General features: G+C 59.8%; 19 protein-coding genes. All 19 read left to right on the top strand.

Annotation, left to right across the window (positions count from 1 at the left end; all coding sequences use genetic code 11):
* Nucleotides 1-181: 181 nt before the first annotated feature.
* Nucleotides 182-838, top strand: coding sequence for a site-2 protease family protein (locus tag GPK89_RS06130; RefSeq protein ID WP_252261503.1), 657 nt, complete (start codon nucleotides 182-184; stop codon nucleotides 836-838).
* A 4-nt stretch (nucleotides 839-842) separates the two neighbouring features.
* A complete protein-coding gene (locus tag GPK89_RS06125) occupies nucleotides 843-1,568 on the top strand; it encodes a segregation and condensation protein A (protein WP_215692027.1) in 726 nt (241 codons plus the stop codon).
* On the top strand, nucleotides 1,565-2,140 hold the full coding sequence (gene scpB, locus GPK89_RS06120) for an SMC-Scp complex subunit ScpB (protein WP_215692026.1): 576 nt from the start codon (nucleotides 1,565-1,567) through the stop codon (nucleotides 2,138-2,140). Before GPK89_RS06125 ends, scpB begins: the two co-directional genes overlap by 4 nt.
* Before the next feature lie 6 nt (nucleotides 2,141-2,146).
* Nucleotides 2,147-3,007 carry a hypothetical protein gene (locus tag GPK89_RS06115; protein WP_215692025.1) on the top strand — a complete coding sequence of 287 codons (861 nt, stop codon included), beginning with the start codon at nucleotides 2,147-2,149 and terminating at the stop codon, nucleotides 3,005-3,007.
* A 33-nt stretch (nucleotides 3,008-3,040) separates the two neighbouring features.
* Nucleotides 3,041-3,436, top strand: coding sequence for a GerW family sporulation protein (gene ytfJ / locus GPK89_RS06110; protein ID WP_215692024.1), 396 nt, complete (start codon nucleotides 3,041-3,043; stop codon nucleotides 3,434-3,436).
* A 7-nt stretch (nucleotides 3,437-3,443) separates the two neighbouring features.
* Nucleotides 3,444-4,253 (top strand): pseudouridine synthase, encoded by an 810-nt coding sequence (locus GPK89_RS06105; RefSeq protein WP_252261501.1) that lies wholly within the window; start codon nucleotides 3,444-3,446, stop codon nucleotides 4,251-4,253.
* A gap of 147 nt (nucleotides 4,254-4,400) precedes the next feature.
* On the top strand, nucleotides 4,401-5,723 hold the full coding sequence (locus GPK89_RS06100) for a carboxyl transferase domain-containing protein (RefSeq protein WP_215692023.1): 1,323 nt from the start codon (nucleotides 4,401-4,403) through the stop codon (nucleotides 5,721-5,723).
* A gap of 31 nt (nucleotides 5,724-5,754) precedes the next feature.
* On the top strand, nucleotides 5,755-6,132 hold the full coding sequence (locus GPK89_RS06095) for a biotin/lipoyl-containing protein (RefSeq protein WP_078783769.1): 378 nt from the start codon (nucleotides 5,755-5,757) through the stop codon (nucleotides 6,130-6,132).
* Between the two features lie 22 nt (nucleotides 6,133-6,154).
* A complete protein-coding gene (locus GPK89_RS06090) occupies nucleotides 6,155-7,558 on the top strand; it encodes an oxaloacetate decarboxylase subunit alpha (RefSeq protein ID WP_215692022.1) in 1,404 nt (467 codons plus the stop codon).
* Nucleotides 7,559-7,720: 162 nt separating this feature from the next.
* Nucleotides 7,721-8,599, top strand: a complete 879-nt coding sequence (locus GPK89_RS06085; protein WP_215692021.1) for a YicC/YloC family endoribonuclease — start codon at nucleotides 7,721-7,723, stop codon at nucleotides 8,597-8,599.
* 15 nt (nucleotides 8,600-8,614) lie between these two features.
* Complete coding sequence (locus GPK89_RS06080; protein WP_215692020.1) at nucleotides 8,615-8,869, top strand: DUF370 domain-containing protein; 255 nt, start codon at nucleotides 8,615-8,617, stop codon at nucleotides 8,867-8,869.
* A 2-nt stretch (nucleotides 8,870-8,871) separates the two neighbouring features.
* Nucleotides 8,872-9,450, top strand: a complete 579-nt coding sequence (gene gmk, locus GPK89_RS06075; protein ID WP_215692019.1) for a guanylate kinase — start codon at nucleotides 8,872-8,874, stop codon at nucleotides 9,448-9,450.
* Nucleotides 9,447-11,714, top strand: coding sequence for a replication restart helicase PriA (gene priA / locus GPK89_RS06070; RefSeq protein ID WP_215692018.1), 2,268 nt, complete (start codon nucleotides 9,447-9,449; stop codon nucleotides 11,712-11,714). Before gmk ends, priA begins: the two co-directional genes overlap by 4 nt.
* Before the next feature lie 18 nt (nucleotides 11,715-11,732).
* The gene (gene def / locus GPK89_RS06065; RefSeq protein ID WP_215692017.1) at nucleotides 11,733-12,248 is read left to right on the top strand and encodes a peptide deformylase; all 516 of its coding nucleotides are present in this window, start codon (nucleotides 11,733-11,735) and stop codon (nucleotides 12,246-12,248) included.
* A gap of 5 nt (nucleotides 12,249-12,253) precedes the next feature.
* A complete protein-coding gene (fmt, locus tag GPK89_RS06060) occupies nucleotides 12,254-13,174 on the top strand; it encodes a methionyl-tRNA formyltransferase (protein ID WP_215692016.1) in 921 nt (306 codons plus the stop codon).
* Nucleotides 13,171-14,478: a 16S rRNA (cytosine(967)-C(5))-methyltransferase RsmB gene (gene rsmB / locus GPK89_RS06055; RefSeq protein ID WP_346344838.1), complete on the top strand. Its 1,308-nt coding sequence runs from the start codon at nucleotides 13,171-13,173 to the stop codon at nucleotides 14,476-14,478. The genes fmt and rsmB overlap by 4 nt, the downstream gene beginning before the upstream one ends.
* 37 nt (nucleotides 14,479-14,515) lie before the next feature.
* Nucleotides 14,516-15,553 carry a 23S rRNA (adenine(2503)-C(2))-methyltransferase RlmN gene (gene rlmN, locus GPK89_RS06050; RefSeq protein WP_215692015.1) on the top strand — a complete coding sequence of 346 codons (1,038 nt, stop codon included), beginning with the start codon at nucleotides 14,516-14,518 and terminating at the stop codon, nucleotides 15,551-15,553.
* 35 nt (nucleotides 15,554-15,588) lie between these two features.
* Nucleotides 15,589-16,338 carry a Stp1/IreP family PP2C-type Ser/Thr phosphatase gene (locus GPK89_RS06045; RefSeq protein ID WP_215692014.1) on the top strand — a complete coding sequence of 250 codons (750 nt, stop codon included), beginning with the start codon at nucleotides 15,589-15,591 and terminating at the stop codon, nucleotides 16,336-16,338.
* Nucleotides 16,331-18,232, top strand: a complete 1,902-nt coding sequence (gene pknB, locus GPK89_RS06040; RefSeq protein ID WP_215692013.1) for a Stk1 family PASTA domain-containing Ser/Thr kinase — start codon at nucleotides 16,331-16,333, stop codon at nucleotides 18,230-18,232. Before GPK89_RS06045 ends, pknB begins: the two co-directional genes overlap by 8 nt.
* The last annotated feature ends 7 nt before the right edge of the window (nucleotides 18,233-18,239 follow it).

The raw sequence follows: 18,239 nt of genomic DNA, 5'->3' as shown, positions 1-18,239 counted from the left end.
GTATAGCGTATGATGGCAGAAAATGCAAGTGTTTTCGAAGATTTTTTTTGAATTTTTTTCATAATTTTGCGTTTTTGCTCAATTTTGCCCCCAAATATTGTGTTTTGCCGCTCTGCGGGGCTTGTTTTGCTGCCGTTTCTACGATATAATAGACTAAGTTTTAATGGGGTGGTGTGTGCTTTTGAACGGTTTGTTGTCTTCCGCAGTGATTTTGCAGTATCTGCTGCGCGCCATCGTTGTGCTGATTGCCATACCATTCCACGAGTCCGCCCATGCGCTGGCCAGCCACCTGCTGGGCGACGACACCGCCGTGCGGGCGGGTCGGCTCTCACTGAACCCGATGCGCCACTTTGACCCGCTGGGCGCATTGTGCATGCTGGTGGGCGGTGTCGGCTGGGCCAAGCCTGTTTCCATCAACCCTTACAACTATAAGAACCCGAAAGTCGGCATGGCGCTGTCCGCCGCAGCCGGGCCTACCAGCAACTTTTTACTGGCGTGGGTATCGATGATCCTGTACAAGCTCTGCTGGTACAGCGGCGCGGGGCAGGCTGTGCCCGCGCTGTCGATGTTCCTTTATTATATGGTTGCCATGAACCTGAGCCTGGGTGTGTTCAACCTGCTGCCGGTGCCGCCGTTTGACGGCAGCCGCATTGCGCTGTTGTTTTTGCCGCAGCGGCTTTACTTCAAGGCGATGAAGTACGAGCGGTATATCATGCTGGCCGTGCTGGCGCTGGTATTCCTGGGCCTTTTGAACACGCCGCTCTCGATGCTGGTCAACGCCATGTGGAATTTGATGCTGCGCCTGACAGGCTTTGTGGAACTATTGTGGGGGTATTGAGTTTTTGCCGGAAGTTCTGACATTTAAAATTGAAGATTTTGAGGGCCCGCTTGATTTGCTGCTGTATCTCGTGGGCAAAAATAAAATGAACCTCTATGATGTCAACATCATGGAGCTGATCGAGCAGTACACCGCCGCCATCCGTGAAATGCAGCAGAACCGCATGGAGATTTCCAGCGAGTTCATCGATATGGCGGCCCATCTCGTACAGATGAAAAGTGCGCTGCTGCTGCCCCGCAGCCCCGAGGCCGAGCGGATGAAGGCCGAGCTGACCGGCCGCTTGATTGAGTACAGCGCCTGCAAGGAGGTCGCCGCCCAGCTGGGCAGCCGTGCGCGGGATTTGTATACCGTCGCGCGTGAGCCGATGCCGCTGGTGGGCGCAGCCGAGTACACTCGCCGCCATGACCCCAACTGGCTGGTGCAGGCATGGTTCAACTTAATGGGCCGCAGCACCCGCAAGAAAAAGCCCACGCAGGAAAAGTTCGAACCTCTGGTCACAGCGCCGTTTGTCTCGGTGGCGAGCCGGGTCTCCCATATGCTGCGCGGGCTGCTCAAGGGCAGTTTGCAGAAGATGGGGGAGCTGTTCAGCCACGAGGAGAGCCGCAGCACCAATGTCGCTACATTCCTGGCACTGCTGGAACTGATCCGCGCAGGCCGCGTCAAGGTAGATGACAGCGGCACTTTGCAGCTTGACCATACCCACCGCAGAAGAAAGGACAAAACGCAATGACAGAACGACAGGAGTTGGGCTCGCTGGAAGCCATGCTGTTTGCCCACGCCGAGCCGGTGGAGACCGCCCGCCTGGCCGACGCCCTGCGGCTGGACACAGACGAGACCGCCGAACTTTTGCAGAAATTGCAGAAGCTCTACGACGAGCGGGAAAGCGGTATGGTCCTTTTGTATTTTGAACCGGACCGCTGGCAGATGACGACCCGCCCGTACTACGGCGAGATGGTGAAGCGCATTTTGGACACCCGCCGCAACGCGCCGCTTTCTCCCGCTGCGCTGGAAGTACTGGCTGTCATCGCCTACAATCAGCCGGTCTCCCGCAGCTTTATCGAGCAGGTGCGCGGCGTGGATTCCTCGTCCACCGTCACAAAGCTGCTGGACAAAGGGCTGATTGAAGAAGCAGGCCGCCTGGATCTGCCTGGCAAACCGGTGGCGTTTCAGGTCACGGATACCTTTTTGCGGGTGTTCGGTCTGGGCAGCCTGGCCGACCTGCCGCCGCTGCACGGCGAAGCACCGGAAAACAGCGAGCCGGAGGAAGCAGAGGACGACGACGGCCAGTTGGAATGGAAGTGATTGCCTATGGCCATTCTTTTCTTCATCCTGCGGCTGATCGGCTGGGTATTGCTGACAATCCTGCTGCTTTTGGTCGTCGCGCTGCTGCTGCCACTGGGCATACAGGCGGCGTACAGGCCGGGGGAGGCATTCGCCAAAGCCTTTTACGGGCCGCTGAAATTCACCCTCTGGCCGCGCGGCGGCACGCAGGGCACACAGTCCAAAGCTAAATCCAAGCCCACGCAGAAGTCGCCGAAAAAGCCCGACACATCCCCGCCGCCCACTGTCATCAAGACTGTGGAGGGCGAGAAGGCCAGCGTGACCGTCAAGGTCGAGCCGGATAAGTCTGCACTGCCTGCCCCCGCACCGCGGCCCGCAGCGACAGCTGCGCAAGCCGAGGCCAAAATCACACCAGCGTCCGCGCCAGAGGAAACGCCCCCCGCACAGAACAGCAAGGGTGGTCTGCCGTTCGGCATTTCTGACCACATCGACGCCGCTATGCAGCTGCTCTCCGATGACCCGATGGCCTTTGCAAAATGTATGCTGGGGCATACCGGCTGGCTGGGCCGCCGCCTGCTGCGCACCGTGCGGGTGCAGCATCTGGATGTGTTCTGGACCGTCACCGCAGACGAGGCCAGCACCACCGCCGAGTTGTACGGCGCGGAGATGGCAGCGCTGAACAATCTGCTGGCGTTTTTGCAGCAGTACATCCGTTTGCAGAGCGACCGCCTCTGGCTCGAGCCGGATTTCACCGGTGAGCGGACAGGGGAGCGCAATATCTCTTTCCGTGTATCCATCGGTACCGGCGTGCTGCTCTGGTTGCTTTTACGGGTGCTTTGGCGGCTGTGGAAAAACCCGCAGCTGCAGCCCGCCGTCAAAAATTCATAAACGATTTTCGTATTATAAAAGGAGGAATTTCTTATGGCTGAGCATCCTATTCAGGGCCTGATGGGCGTCACCATCGAAAAAATTCGCAACATGGTCAACGCCGAAACCATCATCGGCGATCCCATCCATGTGGACGATACCACCATCATCCCGGTCTCCCGCGTCACCTTCGGTTTTGCATCCGGCGGTTCCGACGTCGGGCCAAACTCCAACAAGCAGATGTTCGGCGGCGGCAGCGGCGCGGGCGTCTCGGTCACGCCGGTGGCGTTCCTGGTCGTGTCCAACGGCAATGTGCGCACCGTCCAGCTGGTGGAAAAAGTCTCCGCCGTGGATAACGTCATTGCGTCCCTGCCGGAGCTGGTGGACAAAGTTGCCGCGCTCATCAAGAAAGAAAAGCCGGGTGCTGATGCCCCCGCTGATAAGGAGTAAATTTTTCATGGCAGAACAAAGAGTTCAAAAGGTACTGGCTGACCAGGGTATCTGCTCCCGCCGCGAGGCCGAGCGTTTGATTGCCGCTGGCAAAGTCAAGGTCAACGGCCACCCGGTCGGGCTGGGCGACAAGATGGACCCTGATTTTGACAAGGTCATGATTGACGGCAAGACCGTCCGCATCGTGCGTAAGCGCCAGTACACCTATATCATGCTGCACAAGCCCCGTGGCTACCTGACTACCCGCTCCGACGATCGCGGCCGCAAGACCGTCATGGACTTGGTGTCCGATGTGCCCGCCATGCTGCGCCCTGTCGGCCGCCTGGACAAGGACAGTGAGGGCTTGCTGCTGATGACAGACGACGGCGCGTTCATCAATATGCTGACCCATCCGTCCGGCGGCGTCGGCAAGCTGTACCGCGTCACGGTCAACCCCCGCGCCACCGAGCAACAGATCATTGAGATGTCCTCCGGCGTCGTGCTGGACGACGGCGTCAAGACCAAGCCCTGCGTCATCCATGTTGTGGTGGACGAGCCGGGCCGCAGCGTACTGGAGATCACCCTGCACGAGGGCCGCAACCGTCAGATCCGCCGCATGTGCTCGGCAGTCGGCCTGCAGGTCGTGCGCCTGCGCCGCAGCGCCGAAGGCCCGGTCAAACTGGGTATGCTGCAGCCGGGCGAGTACCGCGAACTGAAAAAGAGCGAGATCAACGCCCTGCGCAACGCGGCCATGAAATCGTCTAATAAGGGTGAAAGCCGCCCTTCCGGCACGGCACGCCGCCCCGGCCCCATCAGGAAGCGCACAAATTCTGACTAAAATTGCAGAAAATCCTGAAAAACGTGCAAAATTCCACTTGTGAAAATAGCGCAATCGTAGTATAATTATGTTAAATGGCGGATTTTTGTAAAATATTTTTATAAGATTTTATAAAAAACAGTCAGTTTTACCATAGGAGGAAACTGTATGGCAGCAAATAAGCCCGGCAAGGTAGAGATCCTTGCAGCATTTTTTGATGACGGCACCTACGCGCCGCTGTTTACTGACGGCGCTGTAAGTGCAGCTTACGGCTGTGCAAACGGCCAGAACGCCTACGTCGTGTTTGAGGACGGTTCTCCCGTCGGCGTGCAGGATATCGAAAAGAATATCCGCGTGCTGGAGATGGCCGCCGAGACCGGTGCACCGGTCGTTACGTTCTATGACTCCACCGGCGCTAAGCTGGAGGGCGGCCTTGACCTGCTCAACGCCAACGCCCGCCTGACCGCTGAGATTGCGCGCGTGTCCGGTGTTGTGCCCCAGGTCGCCGTTGTTACCGGCACCTGCGCCGGCACCAACGCCATCAACGCCGCCGCCGCTGACGTCTGTGTCATGGCTGAGGACGCCGAGCTGTTCCTGAACGCTCCGTTCAACGCTGAGGACAAGGTCGCCAACGCCGGTTCTGCCGCGTTCGCCGCCAAGGCCGGTGTCGCCGCCGTTACCGCCGCGGACGCTGTTGCCGCTGCCAAGCAGGCTGCGTCCATCGTCGCCCTGCTGCCCGCCAACAACCTGGCCGGCCCCGCTCTGTTCGACTTTTCCGCACCTTCCAAGGCTCTCGACCTCGTAAAGTACACCGCCGCTGACGCCGTCGCCGCTTTGGCTGACGAGGGCAGCGCCGTCGAACTGTACGCCGGTTACGGCAAGAATGTCGTTACCGCGCTGGCTACCATCAACGGCAGCGCCGTCGGCATTGTCGCCACCGAGAAGAAGGCCCTGTGCCACAAGTGCACCGCCAAGGCCGCCCGCTTTGTCCGCCTGTGTGATGCGTACAGCATCCCGGTCGTGACCGTCGTCAACACCGAGGGCTTCGGCCGCAGCGAGGGTGACGACGAGGCCGGCGGTATCCGCCAGGCCGCCCGTATGGCCGGTGTCTATGCCGAGGCTACCACCGTCAAGGTCGCCGTTCTGGCCGGTGAGGCTGTCGGCCCTGCTTACACCGTCTTTGCTGCCTGCGCTGACTGGCGCGTCGCCGTGCAGGGCTGCACTGTGGCTCCGCTGGCCCCTGAGGCCGCCGTCACCGTTCTGTACAAGGACGAAATTTTTGCTTCCGATAACATCGTCAACGCCACCAAGGCCAAGGCCGCCGCTTACGCCAAGGACGTTTGCAGCGCTGACGCCGCTGTTGCCAACGGTGCCGCTGACGCCGTTGCCGATGCTGCCACCGCCCGCGGCACTGTTGTCCAGGCCTTGGATATGCTGGCCAGCAAGCGCGCTGTGCGCCTGGCTAAGAAGCACGGCAATATCACGCTGTAATCATCAACCTTGAAATAGGGAGGAACTTTCTATGAAAAACCTGATCGTTACCGTAAACGGCGTTGCTTATAATGTCACCGTTGAGGAAGGCACTGGTGCCCCCGTTGCCGCTGCCGCTCCTGTTGCTGCCCCCGCAGCCGCACCGGCTCCCGCCGCTGCACCGGCACCTGCTGCCGCCCCCGCTGGCGCTGCCGGTGCTGTCTCTGTCACCGCTCCCATGCCCGGCAACATCCTGGATGTCAAGGTCAAGGCCGGCGACTCCGTCAAGGCTGGCGACACCCTGCTGATCCTCGAGGCCATGAAGATGGAGAACGAGATCAGCGCCCCGCAGGATGGCACCATTGCCAGCGTCAATGTGCGCAAGGGCGACGTTGTCAACTCCGGCGACCTGCTCATCACCATGAACTAATAGAAAGGCCGGGTGAATCACATTGGCTAAGAAACCCATTAAGATTACTGAGGTCGTCCTGCGTGATGCCCACCAGTCTCTGCTGGCCACCCGCATGACCATGGGCGAAATGCGCCCCATCCTGCCCGAAATGGACAAAATCCCGTACTTCTCTGTGGAGTGCTGGGGCGGCGCTACGTTTGACTCCTGCATCCGTTTCCTGGATGAGGATCCTTGGGAGCGCCTGCGCATCCTGCGCAAGGAGCTGCCCCACCAGAAGCTGCAGATGCTGTTCCGCGGCCAGAATATGCTGGGCTACCGTCCCTACGCCGATGACGCCGTCGAGTACTTCGTCCAGAAGTCTGTCGCCAACGGCATTGACGTCATTCGTATTTTCGACGCTCTGAACGACCCGCGCAACCTGCAGACCGCCATCAAGGCCGCCAACAAGGAAGGCGCTCACGTTCAGGCCTGCATCAGCTACACCTTGAGCCCGGTACATAACAACGAGTACTTCGCCAACTATGCCAAGACTCTGGAAGAGATGGGTGCCGACTCTATCTGCATCAAGGATATGGCCGGTCTGCTGAAGCCCTACACCTGCTATGACTTGGTCAAGGAGCTGAAAGAGACCATCAAGATTCCTGTGGATATCCACAGCCATTACACCGCAGGTCTTGCTTCCATGTCCATTCTGAAGGGCATCGAGGCTGGCGCAGATATCGTTGATACCGCCATGAGCCCCCTCGCTCTGGGCACCTCTCATATGCCCACTGAGAGTCTGGTCGCCGCCCTGCAGGGCACCGACTACGACACCGGCCTTGACCTGAACCAGCTGAATGTCGTCCGCGCTTACTTCAACAAGCTGCGCGAAAAGTACATCGCCAACGGCCAGATCAACCAGAAGTCCCTGGGCGTTGACGCCAACACCCTGCTGTATCAGGTGCCGGGCGGTATGTTCTCCAATATGCTCAAGCAGCTGAAGGACGCCGGCAAGGAGGATAAGCTCCAGGATGTTCTGGAGGAGATTCCCCGCGTGCGTGAGGATGCCGGTTATCCGCCGCTGGTCACCCCGACCAGCCAGATCGTTGGCACCCAGGCTGTCTTTAACGTCATCATGGGTGAGCGCTACAAGATGGTCACCAAGGAGTTCAAGGGCCTGGTCCATGGCGATTACGGCAAGACCCCCGCGCCCATCAAGAAGGAGTTCAGCGACTTCATCCTGAAGGGTGAGAAGCCCATCACCTGCCGCTTTGCCGACACCCTCGAGCCCGAGATGGAGAAACTGAAGGCTGAAGCCTCCAAGTACGCTATCCAGGAGGAGGACGTCTTGACCTACGCCATGTTCCCGCAGGTTGCGCCCAAGTTCTTCGAGAAGCGCAACGCCCGCCTGCAGGGTGTGGATGCTCTGCACGCCGACTACGAGAACAAGTCTCATCCCGTCTAATTGGCACTATGCCGTCTCCGCTTTGCTGCGGGGGCGGCTTTTTGTTTTGGATAAATTGTAAAAATCCACGTGAAATTTTGCAAAATACGACTGCCAGCCTTGCATCTAGCGCCCAAAAATAGTACAATAAACAATATATGTTGTTTTATGAGGTGTAAGGTTATGGTTTTGAGCATGACAGGGTATGGCCGCGCGGGTGCGCTGCTGCACGGCCGTGACATCAAAGTGGAACTTCGCAGCGTCAATGCACGATTTTTTGAGTATTCCTCGCGCCTGCCGCGCTCCTGCGCATTTTTGGAAGATAAGCTGAAAAAGCTCGTCGCCGCCAAGGTCAGCCGCGGCAAGGTGGAGCTGAGCCTTTCCATCCAGACCGTTACAGCGGCGGACACCGTCGTCACCGTCAACTGGCAGCTGGCCGAGGGCTACCGCGCCGCGCTTAACGCCATGGCGGAGCGGATGGACCTGAAAAACGACGTCTCGGTCGGGATGCTTTCCCGCTTCCCGGACGTGCTGACTCAGACCGCCGCTCCAACGAACGAGGACGAGCTGTGGGAGGATGTCAAATCCGTGGCCGAGCAGGCCGTGGACGCCTTCATTGCCATGCGCGCCGTCGAGGGCGAGAAGATGAAGGCCGACGTTGCGGGCCGCCTGACCACCATTGAGACGCTGGTCGGCCAAATTGAGGAGAACAGCGCGGGCCGCGTGCAGGCGTACAGCGACAAGCTCTATGCCCGCCTGCAGGAGCTTCTGGGCGACCGTAGCATCGACGAGGGCCGTCTTGTGACCGAGGCTGCAATCTTCGCCGACAAGACCGCCATCGACGAGGAAACCGTCCGCCTGCACAGCCATGTGGCACAGTACCGCGAAATTTTGGAGCTGGACGAGCCGATTGGCCGCAAGCTGGACTTTTTGACGCAGGAACTGAACCGTGAGTCCAACACGATTGGCTCCAAGTGCCAGGATGTCTCCATCACGCGGCTGGTCGTGGAGCTGAAATCCGAGATTGAAAAGATTCGCGAGCAGATCCAGAACATCGAGTAACAGGGGAGGTACGCCATGAAGCTGCTGAACATCGGCTTTGGCAATATGGTCAACGCCGACCGCATCATCGGCATCGTCAGCCCGGACTCTGCGCCCATCAAGCGCCTGGTGCAGGACGCCCGTGAGAAGGGCGCCCTCATCGACGCCAGCTATGGGCGGCGCACTCAGGCTGTGCTCATCATGGACTCTGACCATGTCATACTATCGGGCATCCCGCTGGAAAGCATTACCGGGCGTGCCGCAGAAGAAACGGAAGAAAAGAGGAAGTAACGATGAAAGGTGAAAAATATCTGTTTGTTGTCTCCGGCCCCTCCGGCACTGGCAAGGATACCGTCGTGGCCGCGCTGCTGAAAAAGCACCCGGAAATCCAGCACACCGTCTCCGCCACCACCCGCACCCCGCGCGAGGGCGAGAAGGACGGCATCAACTACCACTTTATGTCGGTAGCGGACTTTGAGGATCATCTGGCGCATGACCAGATCGTAGAGCATACCAAATACTGCGAGAATTACTACGGTACGCTGCGCAGCGAGATCGAGGGCCGCATGAAGCTGGGTATCCCGGTCATTCTGGTCATTGAGGTCGAGGGTGCCGGCAACATTAAAAAAATGTACCCCGGTGCCACCACGATTTTTGTGCTGCCTCCGGATATGCAGGAGTTGGAACGCCGTCTGCGCTGCCGCGGCACCGAGGATGAGGAGACCATCCAGCGCCGCCTGAAACGTGCCGAGACCGAGATTGCGAACTCCGTCAACTATGATGAGCACGTTGTCAACGTCGAGGTCGACTCCTGCGCCGAGAGCCTCTACTCCATTATCCAGTTCAAGCTGCAGCACGGCAGCGACGAATGACGCTGACACTTGCCCAAGCCGCCGTAAACGACGCGAACATCCACTTTGACCGGCTGTATTCCTACACCATTCCTACACAGCTGGTCGGCAGGGTTTTTCCCGGCAGCATGGTGTTGGTGCCGTTTGGCCGGGGTGACAAAGCCCGGATGGCCGTTGTGCTGGCTGTGGAGGAAGTGGACGGGGCTGACGCCCCCAAGCGGCTGAAAATCCTGTACGACGCCGCGCCCGAGGACGCTCGCCTGACGCCGGATTTGTTGGAGCTGGTGCGCTTTTTGAAAGAGCGCACCTTCTGCACCTGGTTCGAGGCCGTCAAAGCGGTAATCCCTTACGGTGCGCAGTACCGCCCTGCCGTCGTGGACGGTAAGCACGTCATGCAGAGCCGTCTGCGCCGCTCGACCGAGCGGCTGTACACGCTGGCGGGGGAGCTGCCCGAAAAGCCGAAGCCCGGCCCGCGCCAGCTGGCCGCCGTGGAAGCACTGAAAAGCGGCCCCCTGACTGCCCGACAGCTGGACGAGGTGGGCATCTCCAAGGCGACGCTGGACGGCCTTGTGAAAAAGGGCGTGCTGACCGCCGCCGAACAGGACAAATCCCTTGACCTGTTTGCGGCCATCCCCTTTGACCCGCAGCCGTTGGAGCTCTCCCCTGAACAGCAGCAGGTTTTTGACGATCTGCTGCCAAACTTAGAGGATTTCAAGCCCCACGCGGCACTTTTACACGGCGTGACCGGCAGCGGCAAGACTATCGTGTTTCTAAAGCTCATCCAACGCACGCTGGAATTGGGCCGCCGCGCACTGGTACTGGTGCCGGAAATCAGCCTGACGCCGCAGATGATACGGCGGCTCAAGTCTACCTTCGGCAGCCGCCTGGCCGTGCAGCACTCGGCCCTCAACAACACCGAGCGGCTGCTGCAATGGCGGATGATCCAACAGGGAAACGCCGATATCGTCGTAGGTACGCGCAGCGCTGTCTTTGCGCCGCTGCAAAACCTGGGGCTTATCATCATGGACGAGGAACAGGAGCACACCTACCAGAGTGAATCCGCCCCGCGCTATGACGCCCACGCCGTTGCCAAAAAGCGCGCCGTGATGGAGAACGCCTTGTTGCTGTTCGCCTCGGCCACGCCGCTAACCGAGACTTACCACGCCGCCGAGAGCGGCAAATTGCAGCTGGTGCAGCTGACCCACCGTTACGGCGGGCGGCCGCTGCCCAGCGTGAATTTCATCGATATGCGTGCCGAGCTGGCCGCGGGCAACCCCCGCGAGGTCAGCGTGCGGCTGGCGCGGGAGCTGCGGGAGAACATTGACAACGGCGAACAGAGTATTCTGCTGCTCAACCGGCGCGGCTACCGCACCATCGGTATGTGCGCCACCTGCGGTCATGTGCTGAAATGCCCGAATTGCAGCGTGCCGCTGGTCTACCACAAACCGCAGCAGGCGCTGATGTGCCACCACTGCGGCCACACCATGCAGCCCTTGCCCCAGACCTGCCCCGAGTGCGGCGGTAAGATCAATTACAGCGGCTTTGGCACCCAGCGGGTGGAGGAAGAGCTGGCCGAGCTTTTACCCGATGCCCGCATTTTGCGGATGGATCAGGACTCGACCGCCCGTAAGGACGCCCACGAGACGATGCTGGCCCAGTTTGCGCGGCAGGAGTACGACATCCTGCTTGGCACCCAAATGGTGGCCAAGGGCCTTGACTTTGAAAAGGTCACGCTGGTGGGTGTTTTGGGTATCGACTCACTGCTGTTCGGTCAGGGCTTCCGCGCGTATGAGAGCGTGTTCAGCCTGATTACTCAGGTCGTGGGGCGCGGCGGCCGAGCCGAACTGCCGGGCCGGGCGCTGATCCAGACCTGCGTACCGGACCACCCGGTTCTGCAGCTGGCCGCAGCCCAGGATTACGAGGGCTTCTACCGGGAGGAAATCACCTTCCGCAGGTTTGGTCTCTACCCTCCGTTCTGCTCGTTTGTGGTCGTCGGCTTTGTCGGCGACCAGGAGGGTGCGGTGTTCATCGCAGCGCAGCGGTTTGGCGCACTGTTGGCCCAGCACGCCGCGCAAAAGCCGAATATCCCGCTGCGGGTCTTAGGCCCTGCACCAATGAACATTACGATGCTCAACAACAAATATCGCTACAAGCTCACGCTGAAATGCCGCAACGATGCAGCGTTCCGCGGGCTTTTGCATGAGACACTGGACGCCTACGACGCCGAAAAGCTGCCGCAGAAAGCGTCCGTGGTACTCGATTTCAATTCTGACGGTGATTTATAACATTTGGAGGTTATTTTTATGGCACTGCGTACCATCGTACAGGACGGCGACCCGATTCTGAAAAAAGTCTGCCGCCCGGTCACGAAGTTTGACGACCGCCTGGGCACTCTGCTCGACGACATGAAGGAAACCCTGCTGGCCGCCAACGGCCTGGGCCTGGCCGGCCCTCAGGTGGGCATGATGCGCCGCCTTTTCATCTGCCTGGACGACCGCGACCTGCCCGAGGAAGTTCCCGAGAATTACGAATACAAGTTCATCGAGTTCATCAACCCTGAAATCCTCGAATTGAGCGACGAGCAGGTCGAGCTGTATGAGGGCTGCCTGTCCTTCCCGGGGCATAACGGCGCAATCAAGCGCTCGAAGCATGTCAAGGTCAAGGCCCAGGACCGCCACGGCGAATGGTTTGAAATGGAGGCCGACGATATGCTGGCTCGCTGCATCCAGCACGAGAACAATCACCTGGACGGCATCACCATCATGGACCTGGCCGAGCATTTCTATGAGGACGATTACCCTGAGGAAAACGAGGACTAAGATTTATGCGCATCCTGTTCATGGGCACCCCTGACATTGCCGCCGAAAGTCTGGCCGCCCTGCTGGGGGCCGGGCACGAGGTCTGTGCCGTCTTTACCCGGCGCGACAAGCCGGTGGGCCGCAAGCAGATTTTAACGGCCCCGCCGGTCAAACAGCTGGCGATGGAGCGCGGCATTCCGGTGTATCAGCCCCGCACTCTGCGGGATGGTTCGTCCGACGATGTCATTAAAGAGCTGGCCCCCGACATCATCGTTGTTGTGGCCTACGGCTGCATCATTCCGCCACAGCTGCTGCACGCGGCCAAGTACGGCTGTATCAACCTGCACGTCTCGCTGCTGCCGAAATACCGAGGCTCCGCGCCCATCCAATGGTCTGTCTTAAATGGCAATGCCGGGACCGGTGTGACCATCATGCAGCTCGATGAAGGACTGGACACCGGCGATATTCTGATGGTGGAACCGGTCGCCATTGACCCCGAGGAGACGAGCGGCGAACTGTTTGACCGTGTCAGCGCCGTGGGCGCGAAAACGCTGGTGACGGCGCTGGAAAAAATTAAGGCAGGGGAGCTGACCCCGCAGAAGCAGGATGACGCCCAGGCTACCATGGCCCCGCCGCTGACGAAGGACATGGCCCGTTTTGATTTCACGCAGGACGCCGCCCACATCCACAACTGGGTGCGCGGCATGAACCCCTGGCCGGTCGCCTGGTTTGAGCAGGACGGCAAGCGCATCAAAGTTTTGGAATGCCGTCTGGCCGAGAATGCCCAGAACGCCACCCCCGGCACGGTGCTGGCCCTGAAGCCGCTGACGATTGCCGCTGCAAATGGTGCGGTCGCTCTACTGACGGTGACGCCCGAGGGCGGCAAGCCGATGGCGGGCACTGCCTGGGCCGCAGGCCGCCGCCTGAAAGCGGGGGACAGCCTGTGACGCCGCGCCGTCTGGCCGTCAAGGCCCTGATGCACCAGGAACAGGCCGGTTACGCCAACCTGGTGCTGGACGCTGAGCTGAAAAAGTGTGCGCCGCCCCTGGATGGCCGCGACGCCGCCTTTGCTGCGCGTATTTTCTATACAACACTGGAACGCCTACCGTTGCTGGATTACATCTTAAATCAATTCACGAAAAAGCCTGTCAACAAGCTGGACGCGCCGGTACGCGCTGTGCTGCGGGCGGGGCTGGCCCAGGCGCGGTACATGAATGTGCCGTTGCCCGCCGCCGTGAATGAATCGGTCAAGCTGACGAAGGCACTGGGTAAGGCCAGCGCTGCGGGCATGGTCAACGCCGTGCTGCGCCGCGCCGCTTCCGCCAAAGTTTGCGAGAGCGAATTTGCCGACCCGCTGGACCGACTGGCAACGTACTACTGCTTGTCCCGCCCGGTAGCGCAGCTGTTTTATGAGCAGTTCGGTGAGGAGGCTTTCCCGCTGGCCGCTGCCTTTTACGACAAGCCGAAAACGACCATCCGCGTGAACACCCTGCGCACCAACGACGCCGCGCTGACAGCGCTGCTGCAAAGCGAGGGCCATACCGTAACGCCCGGCCCCTGGGCCGGGGCGCTGGTGATAGAGTTTGCCGGTTCGCCCGCCGCAAGCGCGGCCTTTAAAGAAGGGCTTTTCCACGTACAGGGCCTTGCCAGCCAGCTTGCCGCGCTGTGTGTGGATGCCAAACCCGGCCAGCAGGTGCTTGACCTCTGCGCTGCGCCGGGCGGCAAAAGCCTGACGCTGGCCGAGGCCATGCAGGACAAGGGCCAGCTGGTCAGCGGGGAGTTTGTCCCCACCCGCGTGCCGCTTTTGCAGAGATCCTTTGACCGTTGCGGCGTGACCTGTGCCGTGGCGGTGGAAAACGACGCCACCAGGCATAACCCCGGCTGGCCGAAATTCGACCGGGTGCTCTGTGATGTGCCGTGCTCGGGCCTCGGCGTTATCGCCAAAAAGCCGGACATTCGGTACAAGGATTTGGACGGGATAGAGAATCTTCTCGCCACGCAGCAAAAAATCCTGCAAAATGGGGCCGATTCACTTGCCGAAAACGGTCGTTTGGTGTATTCTACCTGTACAGTCAATTATAAGGAGAACCAGGCTCAGGTGGAGAAATTTCTCTCCGCCAACCCGGATTTCCATGTGGTGGAGCCGGAAACAGCCCTGCCCGGGGCGGATATCGGCCCGCTGGGCACGCTGTTCTTGCCCCACAAGACCGGGACGGACGGTTTTTTTGTCGCCATCCTGGAACGAAAGTGACACAAAATTCGTTATTATAAAAAGGAGGCGACCCTGCATGAGCGAAAGGATCTGCATTTCGGATATGACGCTGGACGCCCTGACAGCTTACATCGTGGGGCTGGGTCAGCCGAAATTCCGCGCCAAACAGATTTTTAAATGGCTGCATCAGAAGCTCGTGACCGAGTTTGCCCAGATGACCGACCAGCCCAAAACCCTGCTGGCCGCGCTGGAGGAGCAGTGTACGATTGCCGCACCCTCCATCCGCCGCCGCCAACAATCCAAGGATGGCACGGTCAAGTACCTTTTGCAGCTGGCCGACGGAAACTGCATCGAAACTGTTCTGATGCGCTACAAATACGGCAATACTGTCTGTGTGTCCACCCAGGTCGGGTGTGCCATGGGCTGCCGGTTCTGCGCCTCTACCCAGGCGGGCCGTGTGCGCGACCTGACGGCGGGGGAGATTGCCTCGGAAATTTACACCGCGCAAAAAGATTCTGGTGAGCGCGTCTCCCACATCGTTTTAATGGGCATCGGGGAGCCGCTGCACAATTTCAACAATGTGATGGACTTTTTGGAGATCATCTCCTGCCCGGAAGGTGTCAACATCGGCATGCGCAATATCAGCCTGTCCACCTGCGGCCTGGTGCCGAAAATCGACGAGCTGGCAAAGCGGCACCTGCAATTAACGCTGTCCGTTTCGCTGCACGCACCGGACAACCAAACCCGCTCCGGCATGATGCCGGTCAACGATGCGTTCCCGCTGGAACAGCTCATTCCCGCCTGCCGCCGCTACCAGAAGGAGACAGGCCGCCGCATCAGCTTTGAGTATTCGATGGTGCGCGGCGTCAACGACAGCAGCGAAATGGCGCAGAAGCTCGCGAACCTTATTAAGGGCATGGGCGCACACGTCAACCTTATCCCCATCAACCCGGTGGACGGCAGCCCTTATTCTGCCACGGATGATGCCAATGTCCACCGCTTCCAGAAAGAACTGGAAGCGCTCGGCGTCAACGCCACGGTGCGCCGCCGCTTGGGCACCGATATCAGTGCCGCCTGCGGCCAGCTGCGCCGCGAGGATGCACAGGGAAAATAAGTCTTGCTTTTAGCAACGGAAAGGAACCAACCTGAATGAAGATTGCCGCGATCACGGACATCGGCAGCTGCCGGCAGGAAAATCAGGACAACTACTGTGCGCAGCAGCTGGCAGGCGGCACCGCCTGGGGCATCGTCTGCGACGGTATGGGCGGTGTCAACGGTGGGCGCATTGCCGCACGTATTGCCACCGACACCATGCAGCAGTATTTTGCCCGCCACATGAAAGCCCTGCAGCCGGGCATGGAAAAGACCTTCATCATGCGCGGGTTTGATATCACGAACCGCGCCGTGTATGAAAAGTCCACCTCTGACCCGGAAATGCAGGGCATGGGCACCACCGGTGTCTGCGCCTACGCCAGCCGCGGACTGGCCCATGTGGTACACGCCGGGGATTCCCGCGCATACCTGTTCCACGCAGGGTCGCTGCGGCAGATCACCCGCGACCACTCGATGGTGCAGCAGCTGGTGGACAGCGGCCAGATCACCCGGGAACAGGCGGCCATCCACCCGCAGAAAAACCTCATCACCCGCGCGCTGGGTGTCTCGGCCAACATCGTGCCGGAGTACAACCGCTGCGAGATTGAGGATGGCGACATTCTTCTCTTGTGTTCCGACGGCTTGACCAACATGGTGTCGGATGAAGATATCGCGCAGGTTTTGCGTGAGGTACCTTTCTTTGATGCAACGAGCATTCTGGTAGACCGCGCCCTGCAGGCGGGCGGTCAGGATAACATTACGGTTCTGCTCATGGGCGTGGAAACTACGGAGGTCAACAATGGATAATCTGATTGGCAAGCGGCTGGACGGCCGGTATTCGATCGAAGGCCTGGTGGGCGTTGGCGGCATGGCCAATGTTTACCGCGGCACCGATCTGAAAACCGGCAACCGGATCGCCGTCAAAGTTTTAAAGGAAGAATTTCTTGACAATGAGGAACTGGTGCGCCGTTTCAAGAACGAGTCCAAGGCCATCTCCATCCTCAGTCACCCCAATATCGTCAAGGTCTATGATGTATCTGTCACCGACAAATTGCAGTACATCGTCATGGAGTATGTGGACGGCATCACGCTGAAAGAATATCTCAAGCAGCGCGGCGGTGCCCTGACCTGGAAAGAGGTCGTACACTTTGCCACCCAGGTCTTGAGCGCCTTGCAGCACGCCCACTCCAAGGGCATCATCCACCGCGACGTCAAGCCGCAGAACATCATGCTGCTGGCGGACGGCTCCATCAAGATGATGGACTTCGGCATTGCGCGCTTCTCCCGCGCACAGAGCCAGACCGTCAGCGACAAAGCCATCGGCTCAGTGCATTATATCAGCCCCGAGCAGGCCAAGGGTGAGCGCACCGACGCCCGCACCGACATCTACTCCGTCGGTGTCATGCTGTATGAGATGCTGTCCGGCCGCCTGCCCTTTGACGGCGACGGCGCAGTGTCCATTGCCATCATGCAGATTTCCGAGAAGCCGAAGCCGCTGGCGGAAATTGCCCCCAACACCCCGGCCGGTCTGCGCCAGATCACCGAAAAAGCCATGGAAAAGGATCCTGACAAGCGCTACCAGAGTGCCCAGGAAATGCTGGACGCCATTGAGGAGTTCAAGCGCAATCCCTCCATCCGCTTTGAGTATGAGTACCGCAATGCCGAAGATAACCCTGAAAGGAACATCAACCGCGTGGTAAACAGTGCCAAGCCCGGCGCAAAAGCCGCCAACATCCGCACCGGCGACGCCCGCCGAGTGGGCACCGCTAACCCGGGCCGCAGCAAGTCCGGCAAAAAGAAGAAGAAAGCCTCCAAGGGCTTCTCGCTTTTCCCGATTTTCTTCGGCATGGCCGTGGCGTTCGTCATCGGTGCGGCCATTCTGATTTATCTGATTTTCACCAATTCCAGCAACCTGCTGTTCTCCAACCGTGCCGACGTGCAGATCATCAGCTTTGTGGGCATGACGAAGGACGAGTTCCTTGCCACCGACTACAACAGCCTGCTGCGTGCCGAGTTCCCGGAGGAATATTCCAGCGAACCGGCGGGCACCATCATCCGCCAGACTCCCAAGGCCGGGCGTACCGTGAAGGAAAAGCAGCGCATCGTGCTGACGGTCAGCCTGGGCACCCAGTATGTCACGATCCCCGAGACAAAGAACATGGTCGCCGAGGATGCCGAGCAGACCTTGAAGGATATGGGTCTGCGCGTGACGAAGAAGCCCATGTCCGACAACACCGTCGCCAACGGCGCGGTCGTCTACTCCCAGCCTTCCTCCGGTGAGACGGTCGAGGGCGGCACTACGGTCATCCTGTATGTCAGCCGTTCCGAGGTTGCCAAGGAGAGCCAGGTCCCGAGCCTGACCGGCAAGACCATTGAGGAAGCCCGCAACGAGGTCAAGGGTCTGAATCTGTCCATCCGCACGGTGGAGCAGCCCAGCGAGCAGCCCGAGGGCACGGTTCTGAGCCAGTCTCCCGATGCCGGTACAATGGTGCGCAAGTCCAGCGTTATCACGCTGGTCGTTTCCACCGGTATCCCCGAGGCCGCGGTCGAGCCGGAAACGCCTTCCGGCGGTGACGGCGGCATCCAGGAGAGCACCTGGTGGAGCGCTGACGGCAGCCACCAGATCACCCAGCACACCGATGGCTCGATGTGGAACGAGAACGGCCAGCAGTGCGACGCCCAGGGCAATCCCATCGCCTGACAAGTGA

Source organism: Gemmiger formicilis (genome assembly GCF_018784445.1).
In the GTDB taxonomy this organism is placed as follows: Bacteria; Bacillota; Clostridia; order Oscillospirales; family Ruminococcaceae; genus Gemmiger.
Note: the sequence above shows the minus strand (reverse complement) of the source record. Positions and strands in the feature narration are given on the sequence as shown.